The organism is Nocardioides sp., from assembly GCF_004803405.1.
Lineage (GTDB): Bacteria > Actinomycetota > Actinomycetes > Propionibacteriales > Nocardioidaceae > Nocardioides > Nocardioides vastitatis.
The window spans coordinates 1-15,093 of sequence record NZ_SSXI01000197.1; the positions used below are offsets into that span (position 1 = coordinate 1).

General features: G+C 70.7%; 16 protein-coding genes. 7 read left to right on the top strand and 9 right to left on the bottom strand.

Annotated features, from left to right (window positions below; translation table 11 throughout):
* Positions 1 to 248: 248 nt before the first annotated feature.
* Positions 249 to 602, top strand: coding sequence for a hypothetical protein (locus tag E7Z54_RS13655; RefSeq protein WP_136434572.1), 354 nt, complete (start codon positions 249 to 251; stop codon positions 600 to 602).
* A gap of 2 nt (positions 603 to 604) precedes the next feature.
* A complete protein-coding gene (locus tag E7Z54_RS13660; protein ID WP_136434573.1) occupies positions 605 to 1,576 on the top strand; it encodes a DUF4436 family protein in 972 nt (323 codons plus the stop codon).
* Positions 1,577 to 1,582: 6 nt separating this feature from the next.
* Here E7Z54_RS13660 and E7Z54_RS13665 read toward each other — a convergent pair whose 3' ends face one another.
* Both E7Z54_RS13665 and E7Z54_RS13670 read right to left on the bottom strand, forming a co-directional pair.
* Entirely contained in the window at positions 1,583 to 3,010 is a 1,428-nt protein-coding gene (locus E7Z54_RS13665) for an FAD-binding oxidoreductase (protein WP_136434575.1), read from the bottom strand.
* A gap of 16 nt (positions 3,011 to 3,026) precedes the next feature.
* A complete protein-coding gene (locus E7Z54_RS13670) occupies positions 3,027 to 3,938 on the bottom strand; it encodes an AEC family transporter (protein WP_136434577.1) in 912 nt (303 codons plus the stop codon).
* Between the two features lie 86 nt (positions 3,939 to 4,024).
* Here E7Z54_RS13670 and E7Z54_RS13675 point away from each other — a divergent pair, with 86 nt between their 5' ends.
* Positions 4,025 to 4,960, top strand: coding sequence for a 2-hydroxyacid dehydrogenase (locus E7Z54_RS13675; RefSeq protein ID WP_136434579.1), 936 nt, complete (start codon positions 4,025 to 4,027; stop codon positions 4,958 to 4,960).
* Positions 4,961 to 4,995: 35 nt separating this feature from the next.
* On the opposite strand, the gene E7Z54_RS13680 is transcribed toward E7Z54_RS13675, so the two are convergent.
* Both E7Z54_RS13680 and E7Z54_RS24055 read right to left on the bottom strand, forming a co-directional pair.
* The gene (locus tag E7Z54_RS13680; RefSeq protein WP_240769677.1) at positions 4,996 to 6,180 is read right to left on the bottom strand and encodes an alpha-hydroxy acid oxidase; all 1,185 of its coding nucleotides are present in this window, start codon (positions 6,178 to 6,180) and stop codon (positions 4,996 to 4,998) included.
* Between the two features lies 1 nt (position 6,181).
* The gene (locus tag E7Z54_RS24055) at positions 6,182 to 6,340 is read right to left on the bottom strand and encodes a hypothetical protein (protein ID WP_168798325.1); all 159 of its coding nucleotides are present in this window, start codon (positions 6,338 to 6,340) and stop codon (positions 6,182 to 6,184) included.
* 53 nt (positions 6,341 to 6,393) lie between these two features.
* Here E7Z54_RS24055 and E7Z54_RS13685 point away from each other — a divergent pair, with 53 nt between their 5' ends.
* Both E7Z54_RS13685 and E7Z54_RS13690 read left to right on the top strand, forming a co-directional pair.
* Positions 6,394 to 7,518 carry an L-talarate/galactarate dehydratase gene (locus tag E7Z54_RS13685; RefSeq protein ID WP_136434581.1) on the top strand — a complete coding sequence of 375 codons (1,125 nt, stop codon included), beginning with the start codon at positions 6,394 to 6,396 and terminating at the stop codon, positions 7,516 to 7,518.
* Between the two features lie 21 nt (positions 7,519 to 7,539).
* On the top strand, positions 7,540 to 8,214 hold the full coding sequence (locus E7Z54_RS13690; protein WP_136434583.1) for a FadR/GntR family transcriptional regulator: 675 nt from the start codon (positions 7,540 to 7,542) through the stop codon (positions 8,212 to 8,214).
* A gap of 10 nt (positions 8,215 to 8,224) precedes the next feature.
* Here E7Z54_RS13690 and E7Z54_RS13695 read toward each other — a convergent pair whose 3' ends face one another.
* Genes E7Z54_RS13695 through E7Z54_RS13715 form a run of 5 tightly spaced genes read right to left on the bottom strand, consistent with a single transcriptional unit; the run spans position 8,225 to position 13,012 of the window.
* On the bottom strand, positions 8,225 to 9,490 hold the full coding sequence (locus tag E7Z54_RS13695; protein ID WP_136434585.1) for an enolase C-terminal domain-like protein: 1,266 nt from the start codon (positions 9,488 to 9,490) through the stop codon (positions 8,225 to 8,227).
* A complete protein-coding gene (locus E7Z54_RS13700; protein WP_136434586.1) occupies positions 9,487 to 9,876 on the bottom strand; it encodes a universal stress protein in 390 nt (129 codons plus the stop codon). Before E7Z54_RS13700 ends, E7Z54_RS13695 begins: the two co-directional genes overlap by 4 nt.
* A gap of 16 nt (positions 9,877 to 9,892) precedes the next feature.
* Positions 9,893 to 11,422 carry a tripartite tricarboxylate transporter permease gene (locus E7Z54_RS13705; RefSeq protein ID WP_136434588.1) on the bottom strand — a complete coding sequence of 510 codons (1,530 nt, stop codon included), beginning with the start codon at positions 11,420 to 11,422 and terminating at the stop codon, positions 9,893 to 9,895.
* Between the two features lie 16 nt (positions 11,423 to 11,438).
* Positions 11,439 to 11,972, bottom strand: a complete 534-nt coding sequence (locus E7Z54_RS13710; protein WP_136434590.1) for a tripartite tricarboxylate transporter TctB family protein — start codon at positions 11,970 to 11,972, stop codon at positions 11,439 to 11,441.
* Between the two features lie 29 nt (positions 11,973 to 12,001).
* Positions 12,002 to 13,012 (bottom strand): Bug family tripartite tricarboxylate transporter substrate binding protein, encoded by a 1,011-nt coding sequence (locus tag E7Z54_RS13715; RefSeq protein WP_136434592.1) that lies wholly within the window; start codon positions 13,010 to 13,012, stop codon positions 12,002 to 12,004.
* A 116-nt stretch (positions 13,013 to 13,128) separates the two neighbouring features.
* Between E7Z54_RS13715 and E7Z54_RS13720 the strand changes: the two genes are divergently transcribed.
* Positions 13,129 to 14,040, top strand: coding sequence for a LysR family transcriptional regulator (locus E7Z54_RS13720; protein WP_136434594.1), 912 nt, complete (start codon positions 13,129 to 13,131; stop codon positions 14,038 to 14,040).
* Positions 14,041 to 14,169: 129 nt separating this feature from the next.
* A complete protein-coding gene (kdgD, locus tag E7Z54_RS13725; RefSeq protein WP_136434596.1) occupies positions 14,170 to 15,084 on the top strand; it encodes a 5-dehydro-4-deoxyglucarate dehydratase in 915 nt (304 codons plus the stop codon).
* Positions 15,085 to 15,093 lie beyond the last annotated feature (9 nt).

The following is a 15,093-nucleotide window of genomic DNA, read 5'->3' on the forward strand; positions in this document are numbered from 1 at the left end:
CCTCCTCCCCGGCTGCCCCGAACCGGCCGCCGACGCCGCGCAGGTCGCCCGCTGCACCGGCGAAGCCACGCGGATCCGGAGTGGGGCCGGCACGTCCGGCACCGAGCCGCGGACTGCTGCGTCTCGACGTACGTCGCCCTGCTGCGCCCCTGGCCACAGGGGAAGCCGCATCGGTCACCGGATCGATCGGACCGAACCGTCTCGACCGCCCGGTCAGGGTCACCCTGAAGGGTTCGGTCTCTCCGGGAATGATCTACCGCAACGTCCGGACTGACCCCGGCGGCGGGTGCCTGATCAAGAGACTGAGCTTCTCGTGCTCGGCGACGCTCGACCCGGGCATCAGGGCCCAGGTCCGGATCATCCTCGTCCCCGACAGGCTGACCTCTCCGGCGACCGCCGTGCAGCGGCTGCTCCTGACGTCGTCGTCGGGAGCTGCCAACGAGGTGACCTCCACCCTGCAGGTCGATAAGAACGGGCCCACTGACGTGCCCGACGCTGACAGCGAGTCGCTGGCGTCCCAGCTCTTGATCCTGCTTGCCCTACTCATGTTCGCACTGGCGGCGCGCGTGACCGAGCGCCGACTTCACGCACCAGGAGACTGATCGTGTCGAATACCTCCCCCGCCCCGGCTGCCACGGCCGAACGGTCCGACTCGACCGCCGAGGACGTCCACGCCGACCGCCGTCGCAACCCGGCACCCATGATCCTCCTGGTGACCATCGTCCTGCTGGGCGGCTACTACGCGATGCTGATGGCGACGGGCGCTCTCAACGCCTCGACGACCGTGCCGGTCGAGAACCAGGGACGCCCGGCCGCGCCGGACTACGTGACGCTCCAGATGAAGCTCGAGGACGTCAACCTCAGCACCCGCGTCGTCCGGGCGACCGTGCTCCCCGCACCCCATGGGACGCTGGTCGGACGCAGGCCCGGGGAGATGACTCGGAGCCTGCTGATCGAGATCGCCAGTGGCGGCCCCACCACCTCCGTGGTGACCTTCCCGGCCAAGTCGATCATCGACCCCACGTCGGTGGACCTCGCGGTCGATCGTGGGGACACCGCGTTCCCGTTCGACCGGCCCTTCGTGGACTTCAACATCAGCGTTCAGGACGAGCGCACGGGCGAGGCCGTGCCCTTCGCGCTCGACCTCGAGGACTCCGCCCACCCGTGGGTATTGACGGCCACCCGCGGCGAGGCCAGCGCGGACGGCAACCAGGTCGTGTACCCCGTCCAGCTCGATGGCCACCGCGACGGTCTCACCGTCACCCTCGTCCTCTTCTACGTCGTGGTCATCCTGCTGACCACGGGGATCGCCGTGGTCACGATCGGCAGCGCGCTCATCCGCCGGGTCCTGGAGTTCTCGAACGTGATCTGGCTCTCGGCCACGATGCTCTCCTTCCCCACGCTGCGCAGCGTGATGCCGGGCGCGCCGCCACTCGGGACCGCTTTGGACTACATCGTGTTCTTCCCGTGCGTCTGCGCCATCGCGGTGATGCTGCTCTGGACGGGCAGCCACCTGGTGTGGCGAGAGGGCGCCGTCCTGATGGGCCGCGCCGGACGCGGCCAGGAGATCGGTTGAGACAGCTCAGCCCGGCAGCACCACCTTCCCAGGGTTCATCAGCCCGCGTGGGTCCAGGGCCCGCTTGACCGCGCGCATCAACTCGAGCTCGACCGGATCGAGGTACGTCGCGGCGATGGCCCGCTTGGCGGTGCCGATCCCATGCTCCGCACTGATGCTGCCGCCCGCCGCGGCCACCGCGTCGTACACGACCTTCGACAGCCGGCCGCTGTGACCGAGGAACGCCGCGGGGTCCAGTCCGGGCGGGAGGCTGAGGTTGAAGTGGAGGTTGCCGTCGCCGACGTGCCCGTAGGTGACGAGCCGGACTCCCGGAAGCGCGTCGTCCAGCGCGCTGGCCGTGGCGGCGACGAACGCGGGAAGCCGTCGGATCGGGACGGTGACGTCGTGTTTGAGACTGGGGCCATGGAGGTTCTGGGCCTCGGAGATGCCCTCGCGCAGTGACCACAGCGCGGCGCGTTGTGCCGGACTGCCCGCGACCACCGCATCGAGGAGAAGGTCGCGCGCGAAGGCCTCGCTCAGCGCTGCCTCGAGCTCCGCGGTCAGGCCGACCGCGCCGTCCGGTCCGGCGAGCTCGACGAGTCCGTACCAGGGATGAGGCGCGGCGAGCGGGTTGCGTGCCTGCGACGCGGTCGCGAGGACCATCGACAGCGCTTCGTGCGACATCAGCTCCCAAGCCGTGACATTGCTGCCACCGTGCTCGCGGAGCACGCCCAGGACCGCGACCGCGGCGTCCACGTCCGGGAGCGCCACCCACGCGGTGACCCGGCGCGGGGTCGCCGGTACCAGGCGCAGCACCGCCGCGGTGATCACGCCCAGCGTGCCCTCGGCGCCGATGAACAGCTGCTTGAGGTCGTAGCCGGCGTTGTCCTTGCGCAGCGGGCGCAGACCGTCCCAGATCCGGCCGTCGGGCAGCACCACCTCCAGTCCGAGGGCCAGGTCGCGCACCATGCCGTACCGCAGCACCGCGGTGCCGCCCGCGTTGGTCGCGAGATTGCCGCCGATAGTGCAGCTGCCCTCGCTGCCCAGGCTGAGCGGGAAGAGCCGGCCGACAGCCGCGGCCGAGGCCTGGACGTCGCGCAGCACCGCCCCGGCCTCGACTGTGATGGTGTCCTCCACCGGGTCGACGTCTCGGATCCGACGCAGCCGGCCGAGCTGCAGCACGACCTGGTCGCCGGTCTCGTCCGGCGTCGCGCCGCCGCACAGACCCGTGTTGCCACCTTGCGGGACGACGGCGACTCCGGCCAGGTGGCAGCGCCGTACGACCTCTGCGACCTCGGCCGTCGAGGCGGGCCGCACCACTGCGGCCGCTCGACCGCGGTGCGCCCCCCGCCAGTCGGCGGTGTACGCGGGGAGGTCGCCAGGTGCGGTGAGCATGCCCATCGGTCCTACGACAGCGGCCAGGTCCTCGAGCAGTAGCGGGGAGATCGGTGGCATGGGTCCTCCGGGATCGTCAGCCGAGCAGGAGGGCGACCACCAGCGCAACCGGCAGGCTGCACAGGGTGGTCACCAGGATCGTCTCGCGGGCGACGTCCTCGCCCGTGCGGTAGCGGACGGCGTGCAGGAAGATGTTCTGTGCGGTCGGCAGCGCCGCGGTCATCACCACGCCGAGCAGGACCGTGCCCTGAAGGCCCAGCGCCGTGCCGACCAGCCAGGCGACCGTCGGCATGAGCGCGAGCTTCAGCACGGTCGCGGTGAGCATCTCGCGGTTGTGGCCGGTCCGGCCGACGGGCGGGCTGAGCCGCAGCGCCGCTCCGTACGACAGCAGCATCAGCGGGATGGCTGCGTCGGCGAGCAGCCGCAGCGGCGACTGGACGAGGGACGGGAGCGGCCAGCCGGTGACCGCGAGCAGCACGCCGAGCATCGCCGCGATCGTCAGTGGGTTGGTCACCAGTCTGCGCAGCACATTGCGGGCTCCCGCTCCCCTGCCCGTGTGCCGGTCGAGGACCACCAGCGCCAGCGGCTGCACGACGAGCATCTGCACCAGGAGGGTCGGCACCACCACGGTGATGTCGCCGACGACGTACGCCGCGATCGCGATCCCCAGGTTGCCCGCATTGACGTACGACGCCGTCAGCGACCCGATCACCACCGAGCCGGTGTCGAGGCGCCAGCGCCACCTGGCCAGGGCGGCGTACACCGCGAAGCTGATGCCGAGGGAGGCGGCCGAGGCGGCGAGATTCCCCGCTGCGCCGCTGATCCGGACCTCGCTGATCACGACGACCATGAGTGCCGGGGAGGCGACGAAGAACGCGATCTCCGCCAGGGCGCGTTGCGAGCGGACGTCGAGGACGCGGCCGTGCGCCAGCGCGGCGCCCGCGGCGATCACGACGAGGATGGTGAGGAAGCCGTTCAACAGCTCCACGCCTGCCCCCTCCGAGTCGCCCCGCGCATCGCGCCATGCCCGACCGGACGTGGACGGTCAGGGTCTCGGTGGCGAGGATGGCGGCCATGACCAGCCTCCCCGGCGGCCCACGAGTGGTCCGCGCCAGCGCGATGATGCCCGAGCTCGAGCGCGACCTGGTCGACCGCTATGCCGCGCCGTCGCTGGCCGAGCTGGACGGCGTGGTGCCCGGTGTCGAGGTGGCCGTGGTGGGCTTCGGCAACGGCGTCACGGCCGAGGTGATGGACCGGCTCCCCGACCTGAGGGCGATCGTCAACTTCGGCGTCGGTTATGACGCCAACGACGTCGACGAGGCGCGCCGACGCGGCATCCCGATCGCCAACACCCCGGATGTGCTCGACGACTGCGTAGCCGACGTCGCGGTCGGACTCGTCATCGACGTCATGCGAGGCCTGAGCGCTGCCGACCGCTTCGTCCGACGGGGCGAATGGGCCGGCGGCAGTCGCTTCCCGTTGACCCGGCGGGTCACCGGCGCCCGCGTGGGCATTCTCGGCCTGGGCCGGATCGGACTGGCGATAGCCCGTCGGCTCGAAGGGTTCGACACCGTCATCAGCTATCACTCGCGCAACCGGCGCGACGACGTGCAGTACGCCTACGCCACCTCTCCGATCGAGCTCGCCGCGAGCTGCGACGTGCTGATCGTGGTCACCCCCGGTGGGCCCGGCACCCAGGGGCTGGTCGACGCCCCGGTGCTGACAGCACTCGGCCCGGACGGGTTCCTGGTCAACGTCGCCCGGGGCTCTGTCGTCGACGAGGACGCCCTGGTCGCGGCGCTCGAGGACGGTCGGATCGCCGGTGCCGGGCTCGATGTCTACGCCCACGAGCCGCGGGTGCCCGAGGCCCTGACCGGCCGCGATGACGTCGTCCTCCTCCCCCACGTCGCCAGCGGGACGGTCGAGACCCGGAGGGCGATGGCCGATCTCGTGCTCGACAACGTCGAGCGCTTCCTGTCGCACGGCGTGCTCCTGACACCGGTGGACTGAACCATTGCGGCCATCGCGGCCGTCGCGGCGGTTGGTCACGGACGCAGCCGCACGTGCTCACCGGTGATCTCGCTGACGTCTGCGGCCCCCAGCAGACTCATCGCCCGGACCAGCTCGGAGACCAGGATGTGCAGCGCGGCGTCGACGCCCCGCTGGCCGCCGACCATCAACCCGTAGAGGTAGGGACGGCCGATCAGCACGGCTCGCGCCCCGAGCGCGACTGCGGCCAGCACGTCGCCGCCGCTGCGCACGCCGGAGTCGACGTAGACCTCCGCCCGGTCGCCCACGGCGCGGACGACGTCCGGCAGGAGCTCGAGCGGGACCGGTGCGCGGTCGAGCTGGCGGCCGCCGTGGTTGGACAGCACCACCGCGTCCGCGCCGGCGTCGACCGCGGCGACGGCGTCGGCCACGGAGAGCACGCCCTTGACCACCACCGGCCCCTGCCACTCCTCCTTGAGCCAGGCGATGTCCGCCGGTCGAAGTGACTGCTCCCGCACGGTGTTCGAGACGCCCCATCGACCGTACGGCGAACCCTCGGGGAAGGTCGCGAAGCGGAGCGGCTCGGTGGAGAGGATGTTCGCCAGCCAGCCGGGGTGGCGGGCCAGGCCGGCGAACGTGCGGGCGGTGAGCCGCGGCGGGATCGCGAACCCGTTGGCGACGTCCTTGCGCTTGAGTCCCGTCACGGTGGTGTCGATGGTGAGCATCGCGGTTTCGTACCCGCTTGCCCGGGCCTCGCGTAGGTGCTCCAGCGACACCGCACGGTCCTTCATCAAGTAGAGCTGGAACCAGTTGCGTCCGCCGGCCCCCGCCCGCGCGGTGTCGCCGATCGAGGTCGTCGCATAGGTCGAGAGGGTGTAGGGAAGTCCGGCGGCCGCGGCCGCCGCTGCGGCGGCCGCCTCGCCTGTGTGGTGGCTCAGCCGGGTGTAGCCGGTCGGCGCGAGCACGATCGGCGCCGCGGCCGGCCGGCCGAGGATGGTGGTCTCCGTCGAGGGGGCGGCGACCTGTCCGAAAGCGGTGGGACGGAGCTCGACCCCCTCGAACGCCTCGCGGTTGCGGTGCAGGGACAGCTCCGACTCCGACCCGCCGGCGACGTACTCCCACACCGCGGCCGGAACGCGCCGGCGGGCCGACCGCTCGAGGTCGTCGATGCTCAGGCAGCGGGCGAGGCGGCGGGCGGTGGGAGACGCCGGTATCTCCCGCGGGGAGAGGAACGGCGACACATCACGCCAGCGCGGCAGCCGGCGTCGGGGCCTTGGCGCTGGTGCCGACCAGCGTGGCCCCGGGGTCGACGCGGGCGCGGCGACCGCCGCGGTCGTGGCGGTCGCCACGGACCGTTCCGAGGGTGCAGTCCGGGACACGTCTGGCCTTTCCCTCGCTCATCCGATAAGTTCAGCACTCATCATACAAGTGCCTCGACCGATAAGGAACGCCCCATGGCCGCCGATGCGATCCGCACCCTCACGCTGTCCCACGTCGTCCTCCCCCTGGAGAACCCGGTCAGCGACGCGAAGGTCCTCACCGGCCGGCAGAAGCCGCTGACTGAGACCGTCCTGCTCTTCGTCGAGGTGGAGACCGAGCAGGGACACCGCGGCATGGGCTTCTCCTACTCCAAGCGCGCCGGAGGCAAGGCCCAGTACGCGCATCTGAAGGAGGTCGCCGAGGTCGCCCTCGGGCAGGACCCCGCCGACATCGACCGGATCTACCAGTCGCTGATGTGGGCCGGCGCCTCCGTGGGCCGCTCCGGGGTCGCCACCCAGGCGGTCGCCGCCCTCGACGTGGCCCTGTGGGACCTCAAGGCGCGGCGTGCTGGCCTGCCGCTGGCCAAGCTGCTGGGCGCCTACCGCGACTCCTGCCGGGTCTACAACACCTCCGGCGGTTTCCTCCAGGCCTCGGTCGCCGAGATCAAGGAGAAGGCCACCGCGTCGCTCGAGTCGGGCATCGGCGGGATCAAGATCAAGGTCGGGCAGCCCGACTGGCGCACCGACCTGGAGCGCGTGGCTGCCGTGCGCGAGCACCTGGGCGACAACCCGTTGATGGTCGACGCCAACCAGCAGTGGGACCGCGACCGGGCCCGCCGGATGTGCCGTGAGCTCGAGCAGTACGACCTGGTCTGGATCGAGGAGCCGCTCGACGCCTGGGACGCCGTCGGTCACGCCGACCTCTCCCGCACCTTCGACACCCCCATCGCCACCGGCGAGATGCTCACCTCGGTGCCCGAGCACATGGCGCTGGTCGACGCCGGCTACCGCGGCATCGTCCAGCCCGACGCTCCGCGGATCGGCGGCATCACGCCGTTCCTGCGGTTCGCCACCCTGGCCTCGCACGCCGGCCTCGCCCTGGCGCCGCACTATGCGATGGAGATCCACCTCCACCTCGCCGCGGCCTACCCGAGCGAGCCGTGGGTGGAGCACTTCGAGTGGCTCAACCCGCTGTTCGAGGAGCGCATCGACATCCACGACGGTCGGATGTGGGTGCCGGACCGCCCGGGCCTCGGGTTCACGCTCAGCGAGCGGATGCGGGCCCTCACCGTGGAGACCGCCACCTTCGGTCGGTCCTGATCCACCGGGCATGATGCGCCCATGACGACGACCCTGGCGCACCGCGTGGTGGCCGGCCTCAAGGACCGGATCCTCGCCGGCGAGCTGGCGCCCGGCACCCGCCTGCCCTCGGAGAACGAGCTGATCGAGGAGTACGGCGTCTCGCGCACCGTCGTGAGGGAGGCGGTCACCCGCCTGCGGGCGGAGGGCCTCGTGGAGACCTTCCAGGGCCGCGGCTCGTTCGTGCTGGCCGTGCCGGAGCCATCGTCGTTCAGGGTCGAGTCGTCGGCGATCCGCAGCCACCACGACGTCCTCGCGGTGGTCGACTTCCGGCTGGGTATCGAGTGCGAGTCCGCCGCGCTGGCGGCGCGGCACCGCACCGACGCCGACCAGACGGCGATCACCGCGGCGATGACGGCCTTCACCGACGCCGGCCGGGAAGGGGCGGTCGAAGCCGACTTCGCCTTCCACGTCGCGATCGCCCGCGCCACACACAACCGCTTCTACGTCGACCTGCTGGAGTCGCTCGGTCCGATGATGATCATGCTGCAGCGCACGCAGCTCGGCGCGGAGTTCTCGATGACCGACGCCGCGCATGTCGAGCGGGTGCAGCGCGAGCACGACAACGTCGCGGCCGCAGTCCTGGCGGGCGACTCCGACACCGCGCGCGCGGCGATGCGGGTGCACCTGGGCAACACCCGTCGGCGACTGGGCTGAACCGGTCGGACTACCAGCGGCCGGTGTTGGGCGTGAAGGACCGGTCGATCGACTGCATGTAGACGGTGTCCTCGCGACGTCGTACGCCGCAGGTCAGGTACTGCTCGTGCATCAGCGCGAGCGCGTCCCGGTCGAGCTCCACGCCCAGCCCGACTCCCGTCGGGACGGCGACCGAGCCGTCGACGAAGTCGAGCGAGCCTGGACGTACCAGGTCCTGCGTCTTCCACGGGTAGTGGGTGTCGCAGGCGTACGTCAGGTTGGGGGTCGCGGCGGCCAGGTGCACCATCGCGGCGAGCGAGACGCCGAGGTGGGAGTTGCTGTGCATCGACAGCCCCATGCCGAAGGTCTCCGTGATGCCGGCGAGCAGCGCGGTACGCCGCAGGCCGCCCCAGAGGTGGTGGTCGGAGAGCACCACCTGCACCGCGTTCGCGGCGACCGCCGGTGGCAGGTGCTCGAACGCGATGACGCACATGTTCGTCGCGAGCGTCAGTTCGGTGCCTGCCGAGACCCGTGCCATGCCCTCGATTCCGGGGGTCGGGTCCTCGAGGTACTCGACGACGCCGGCCAGTCGCTCGGCGACCTTCAGCGAGGTCTCCGGACTCCAGGCGCCGTTGGGATCGAGCCGCAGCGGCAGATCGGGGAACTCGGCGCGGAGCGCCTCGATCGCCGCACACTCGTCCTCCGGGGGCAGTACGCCGCCCTTGAGCTTGAGCGAGCCGAAGCCCCAGCCGTCGACCATCCGCCGGGCTTGGGCGACCACCTGGTCGGGCGTGAGCGCCTCGCCCCACTCGTCGAACTCCTCGCCGGGGTGACCGGCCCATTTGTAGAAGAGGTAGCCGCTGAACGGCACTCGGTCACGCACCATGCCGCCGAGCAGGTCGACCACAGGACGACCGCTCTCGCGCCCCTGCAGGTCCAGACAGGCCACCTCGAACGGGGAGAACACCGTGTCGACGGCGGAGGTGACGTCGAGCATCCCGCCGAAGCTCGCGCCGGCCCCTCCCGTCTCTCGCCCGAGCACGTCGGTGACGAGCCGGCGCAGACCGTGCAGGTCGTACGGGTCGTGGCCGCCCACGGCTGCCGCCACGGCTGCCAAGCGGGCGAGATGCGTCTCGTCGGCGTACGTCTCGGCGAGCCCGGTGAGGCCGGAGTCGGTGTGGATCTCGACGATCGCCCTCAACGCCCACGGCTGGTGGACGCCCACGACGTTGAGCAGCGGCGGGTCGCGAAAGGCCACGGGCGTGACCTCGACCCGCGAGATGCGGGAGCGGGTCACGGGCCGGGCTTGACGGCCAGGATCGGCACACTGAGCTCGAGCAGCAGCCGTTGGGCGTCGCTGCCCATGACGAGCTTGCCGACCGGCGAGCGCCGGCGCAGCCCGAGCACGACCAGTCGGGCGCCGCTGCGCTCGACCAGCGCCTCGAAGGTGTCGACGACGTCGGGGCCGTGGTCGGTCTGGTCGATCGTGGCGGCCACCCCCGCATCGCGGGCGCGGGCGAGCAGCGCGTCGGTGTCACCGACGAGGCTGGGGTCCACGGTGCTGCCGCGCCGCGGACTGTTGAGGATCACCACCTCGTCGCCGGACCGCCCGGCCTCGGCCAGACCGGCCGTGAGCGCGGCCTCGCCGGCGGGGGTGGGGACGTAGCCGATCAGGATGGTCATCGGGGTGCTCCTGTGCTCAGACGGTGGCGTCGGCGTCGTGGCGGTCGTGGGTGGGGGCGGAGCCGTGGGCAGGGCGCCGCAGCAGCTTCCTGGCCAGGGGCGTGAGGGCGACCAGAATGAAGAGGACCAGGATCGTGCCGGAGATCGGGCGGGTGAAGAACCCGGTCGGGTCGCCGTCGAAGATGATCAGCGACCGGCGCGTGCTCGCCTCGACGATCGACCCGAGGACGAAGGCGAGCACCAGCGGGCCGGGCTCGAAGCCTGTCTTCTTCATGAGGTACCCGATCACCCCGAACACGATCATCACGAAGATGTCGAACGTGGAGTTGTTGATCGTGTAGACGCCCAGGATCGTGATCAGCGCGGTGATCGGGGCCAGGATCGCCGGCCTCACCCGCAGGATCCGGACGAACAGCCCGACCAGGGGGATGCTCAGGATCAACAGGATCAGGTTGCCGATGTACATCGAGTTGATGACGCCCCAGAAGACGTCCGGGCGCTCCTCGACCAGCTGCGGCCCAGGGTTGATCCCGAGGATCAACAGGGCGCCGAAGAGCATCGCCATCGAGGCGTTGGCAGGGATGCCGATGGTCAGCAGTGGGATGAAGGAGGAGGTGGCGGCCGCGTTGTTGGCCGTCTCGGGCGCGGCCACGCCCTCGATCGCCCCACGGCCGAATCGTTCGGGATTCTTGGAGATCCGCTTCTCGGTGGCATACGCGGCGAGCGATGACATCACGGCGCCCCCGCCCGGAAGCACCCCGAGCACGAAGCCGATCACCGATCCTCGGCCGATCGCTCCGGAGGACTGCCTGATGTCGGCACGGGACGGCCACACGTTGCCGACCTCGGCGGGCACATGCGGCTTGCCGTGCCGCTGCTCGAGGTTGTAGAGGATCTCGCCGACGCCGAAGAGGCCCATCGCCACGACGACGAAGTCGATGCCGTCGGTGAGCTGCAGGTTGCCGAAGGTGAACCGCTCGGCGCCGGTGAAGCTGTCGCGGCCCACCGTGGCCAACAGCAGCCCGATGGCCGCGGCGACCAGCGCCTTGAGCATGTGGCCGCTGCCGATCGTCGCGACCAGGAGCACGCCGAGCAGCGCGAGGGCTGCGTACTCCGGCGGTCCGAAGTCCAGGGCGAAGCCGGCGACGACCGGGGCGAGCAGGGTGAGCCCGATGATCGAGACGGTGGCGCCGACGAACGAGCCGATCGCCGCGATGCCCAGCGCTGTGCCGGCCTTGCCCTGCTTGGCCAGGGCGAAGCCGTCGAAGACGGTGACCACCGAGGACGCCTCACCCGGGAGCCGCAGCAGCACCGAGGTGATCGTGCCGCCGTACTGGGCACCGTAGTAGATGCCGGCCAGCATGATGATGGCCGACACCGGGTCGATGGAGTACGTGATCGGCAGCAGGATCGCGATCGTGGCGGCCGGGCCGAGCCCGGGCAGGACCCCGATCAGCATCCCGACCAGGACACCGATCAGGCAGTAGAGAAGGTTCTGCGGCTGGGTGACGAGCGAGAAGCCGTCGAGGAAGGCGTTGACGTCCACGGTTGTCTACTCCCGATCAGAACAGGTGCGGCAGCGGAATGCGCAGGCCGTAGAGGAACAGGAAGTAGAACGCCGCGACGGTGGCGACCGACACCACCGCGGTGCTGCGCCAGGTCTCGCCGCCGAGGAAGCGCAGCCAGATGACGCATAGCAGCAGGGAGGGAATCTCGAAGCCGATGACCGGCATGAGGAGGCCGAGCACCACGAAGGTGAGGATCCCGACGACCGGCAGCACGCTGGCCCGGGTGAACGCCTCGGTGTCGTCAAGGTGCCTGCCTACGACGAGGGCCGCCAGCGCCATGCCGGTGATGACCACCGAGACGACGAAGGGCCACAGGCCCGGCCCCGGGCTGCGAAGCGAGCCCAGGCCGTATCCGAGCGAGAGCACCACGCCGCCGACGCCGACTGCGACGGCGACGAGCGCACCGACCACCTGGTAGGCCGGCCCGCCCGCAGGGGGACGCTCCTCGGCCAGGATCTCGGCCACCTCCGCCTCGAGCTCCTCGAGGATGTCGGTGCCCGGGGGCGGTGGGGTGCGCTCGTCGCTCATCGTCTGTCCTTCAGTGCAGGTGCAGTGGGTCAGCTGGCCGAGCCGAGCTCGATACCGTACTCCTCCACCAGGTCGGCGTAGCGCTGCTTGTCCTCTTCCAGCTGGGCCAGCATCTCGTCCCCGGAGAGCTCCATCGGAGTGAGGCTGTTCTGCGCGTTGAACTTCTGGTACTCCTCGGTCTCGAACGTCGCCTTCATCCCCTCGAGGATGGTCTCCTGCACGTCCTCCGGTGTGCCCTTCGGGACCGTCATGAAGCGGTACTGGTAGACCTCGACGTCGAGGCCCTGCTCCGCTGCGGTGGGCACCTCGGGAAGGTAGTCGATGCGCTCGGGGCTGAAGACCGACAGGGCCGTGAGCTTGCCGGACTCGATGTTCTCGATGGCCTCGCCGACCTGGAGGCAGGCGGTGTCGACCTGGTTGCCGAGCAGCGCCGTCAGCGCGGGGGCACCGCCGTCGAAGGGCACCGCCTCGGCGTCGATCTCACCGACCTCGTAGGTGAGCGCACACGAGAGCTGCGCGCCCGTGCCCACCCCGGTGGTGCCGTAGGTGATCTTCTTCCCGGCACCCTTCAGGTCGGCGATCGAGGACCAGTCGTTGTCGGAGTTCGTGACCAGGACGTAGTCGTCGCGGGAGACACCGCCGACGACGTCGAAGTCGTCGATGCTGGTGACCTGGTCCGCCGCCACCGCGAGCGGCGTGATGACGAAGAGGGAGGCGTTCTGGACCGAGATGACCGAGCCGTCGGCCTTCGCCGAGGCGACCTCTGCAGCGGCCAGCGCGCCGTTGGCGCCCTCGCGGTTGATCACCGGGAAGGAGGCGCCCAGGTCGTCGCTGAGACCCTTCGAGATCGCCCGGCTGATGAGATCACTGGAGCCGCCTGCCGAGGCACCGACGTACATCTCCACAGTGCCCGACGGGTACTCGCCTTGACCGTCCCCGGCGCCGGTGGAGGTCTCCACACCGCCGCAGGCGGTGAGGGCCAGCGCGCTGGCGACCGCCACTGCGCCAGTGCCGAGGTGCTTGCGCTTGGAAACTCGCATCGTCACTCCTTGTCGTCGCGCCGTCACGGGTCGGCGCTGTGTGACCACCGACACTAGGGAGGCCGACGATGCACGTCCAAGCCCATCTGAGCATTGAGTGATATACGGTCGGTATCGTGATCACTCTCGACCAAGTGCGGTCCTTCGTGGCCGTGGCGGAGGAACTGCACTTCGGCCGCGCCGCGGAGCGGCTGCAGATGACCCAGCCCCCGCTGTCGCGGCAGATCCAGAAGCTCGAGAAGGCGATCGGAGCCCAGCTCCTCGAGCGGGACAACCGGCGGGTCGCACTCACCGGTGCGGGCGCAGCCTTCCTCGGCGAGGCCTACCGACTGCTCAACCTCGTGGAGGGCGCCGGCGACCTCGCCCGCCGCGTCGACGCCGGCTCCGCGGGAGTGGTCCGACTGGGCTTCACCGCCGTCTCCGCGATCTCGATCCTCGGGCCGCTGCTGCGGCGCCTCACCGCGGCGCTCCCCGACGTGGAGGTGCTGCTCTCGGAGCGCGTCACCCTCGCTCAGGTCGACGGCATCCGGCGCGGTGAGCTCGACGTGGGCCTGGCCCGACCACCGTTCGACACTTCGCTGCTCGCATCGACGGTGATCCTCAGGGAGCCGCTGATGGCGGTCGTGCCCGCGAGCCATCCGCTGGCGTCGGCGGACGCCCCGCTCACTCCGGCCGACTTCGCCGGGCAGGCGGTGATCGGGTACCACCCGCAGCAGTCACGCTACTTCCACGAGCTGACTGTGCGCTTCCTCGCCAACGCCCATCCGCGCGTCGAGCAGAGGGTGCACCAGGTCCTGACAGCGATGCTGCTCGTGGCTGCCGAGCGGGGTCTCGCGCTGGCACCGGCCTCGGCCGCGTCGCTCGGCGTCGAGGGCGTCGTCTTCAAGCGGCTCGACCACGCCGGCGGGGACAGCCGCTTCGACGTCGACCCGGAACGCCCGGTCGAGCTGCACGCCATCTGGTCGCGCGAGGCAGTCAGTCCGGTCGTGCGCCGGGTGCTGGACATCGTCACACAGGTGGCGGAGTAGACACATCGCGGGCGCCTCGATGCAGTCGCGGCATCACCGGATACAAAAACGGGCTTGGACAAGCATCAGGCCCGCTCCTAGCGTGACGGGCACCGGAGACCCCGGAGCCCCACGAACGAAGGACGCAGCGTGACCGACTACACCCCCACCGACCTTGCCGCGCAGCTCAAGAGCGGCCTGCTGTCCTTCCCGGTCACGCACTTCACCGCCGACCTCCGCATCGACGAGGCGGGATATCGCAAGCATCTCGCGTGGCTGTCGGAGTACCCCGTCGCCGGACTGTTCGCCGCGGGCGGCACCGGCGAAGGGTTCAGCCTCACCTCCGAGGAGACCGACCAGGTCGTGCGCGCGGCGGTCGACGAGGTCGCCGGGGCGGTGCCGGTCCTCGCACCAGCCACCGGAAGCACGGCGAACGCGATCGCCCAGGCCAGGGCGGCCGAGGCCGCCGGCGCGGATGGCCTGCTGCTCATGCCCCCCTACCTCACCGAGGCCAGCCAGCGGGGGCTCATCGAGCACGTCAGCCAGGTCTGCCGGGCCACCGGGCTGGGCGTCGTGGTCTACAGCCGGGCCAACGCGATCCTCAGGGACGAGGCCGTCGCCATCCTCGCCGACCGGAACCGCACCTTCGTCGGCTTCAAGGACGGGGTCGGCAACATCGAGCAGATGACGCGCACCTACGCCCGGGTCGGTGACCGGCTCACCTACATCGGCGGCCTCCCCACCGCAGAGACCTTCGCGCTGCCTCTCCTGCAGCTCGGTGTCAGCACTTACTCCTCGGCGCTCTTCAACTTCCTGCCGCAGTGGGCGACGGAGTTCTACGACGCCGTCCGCGCCAAGGACACCGTCGAGGTCTACCGTCGACTGGACGAGTTCGTGATCCCCTACCTCGACATCCGCGACCGGACCCAGGGTTACGCAGTGTCGATCGTCAAAGCCGGGCTCACGGCTGTGGGCCGGCCCGCCGGTCCGGTCCGTCCGCCGCTCACCGACCTGGCAGACCCTGAGGTCGCCGAGCTGCGCGACCTCATCGACCGCATCTCCTGAGAGGACCTC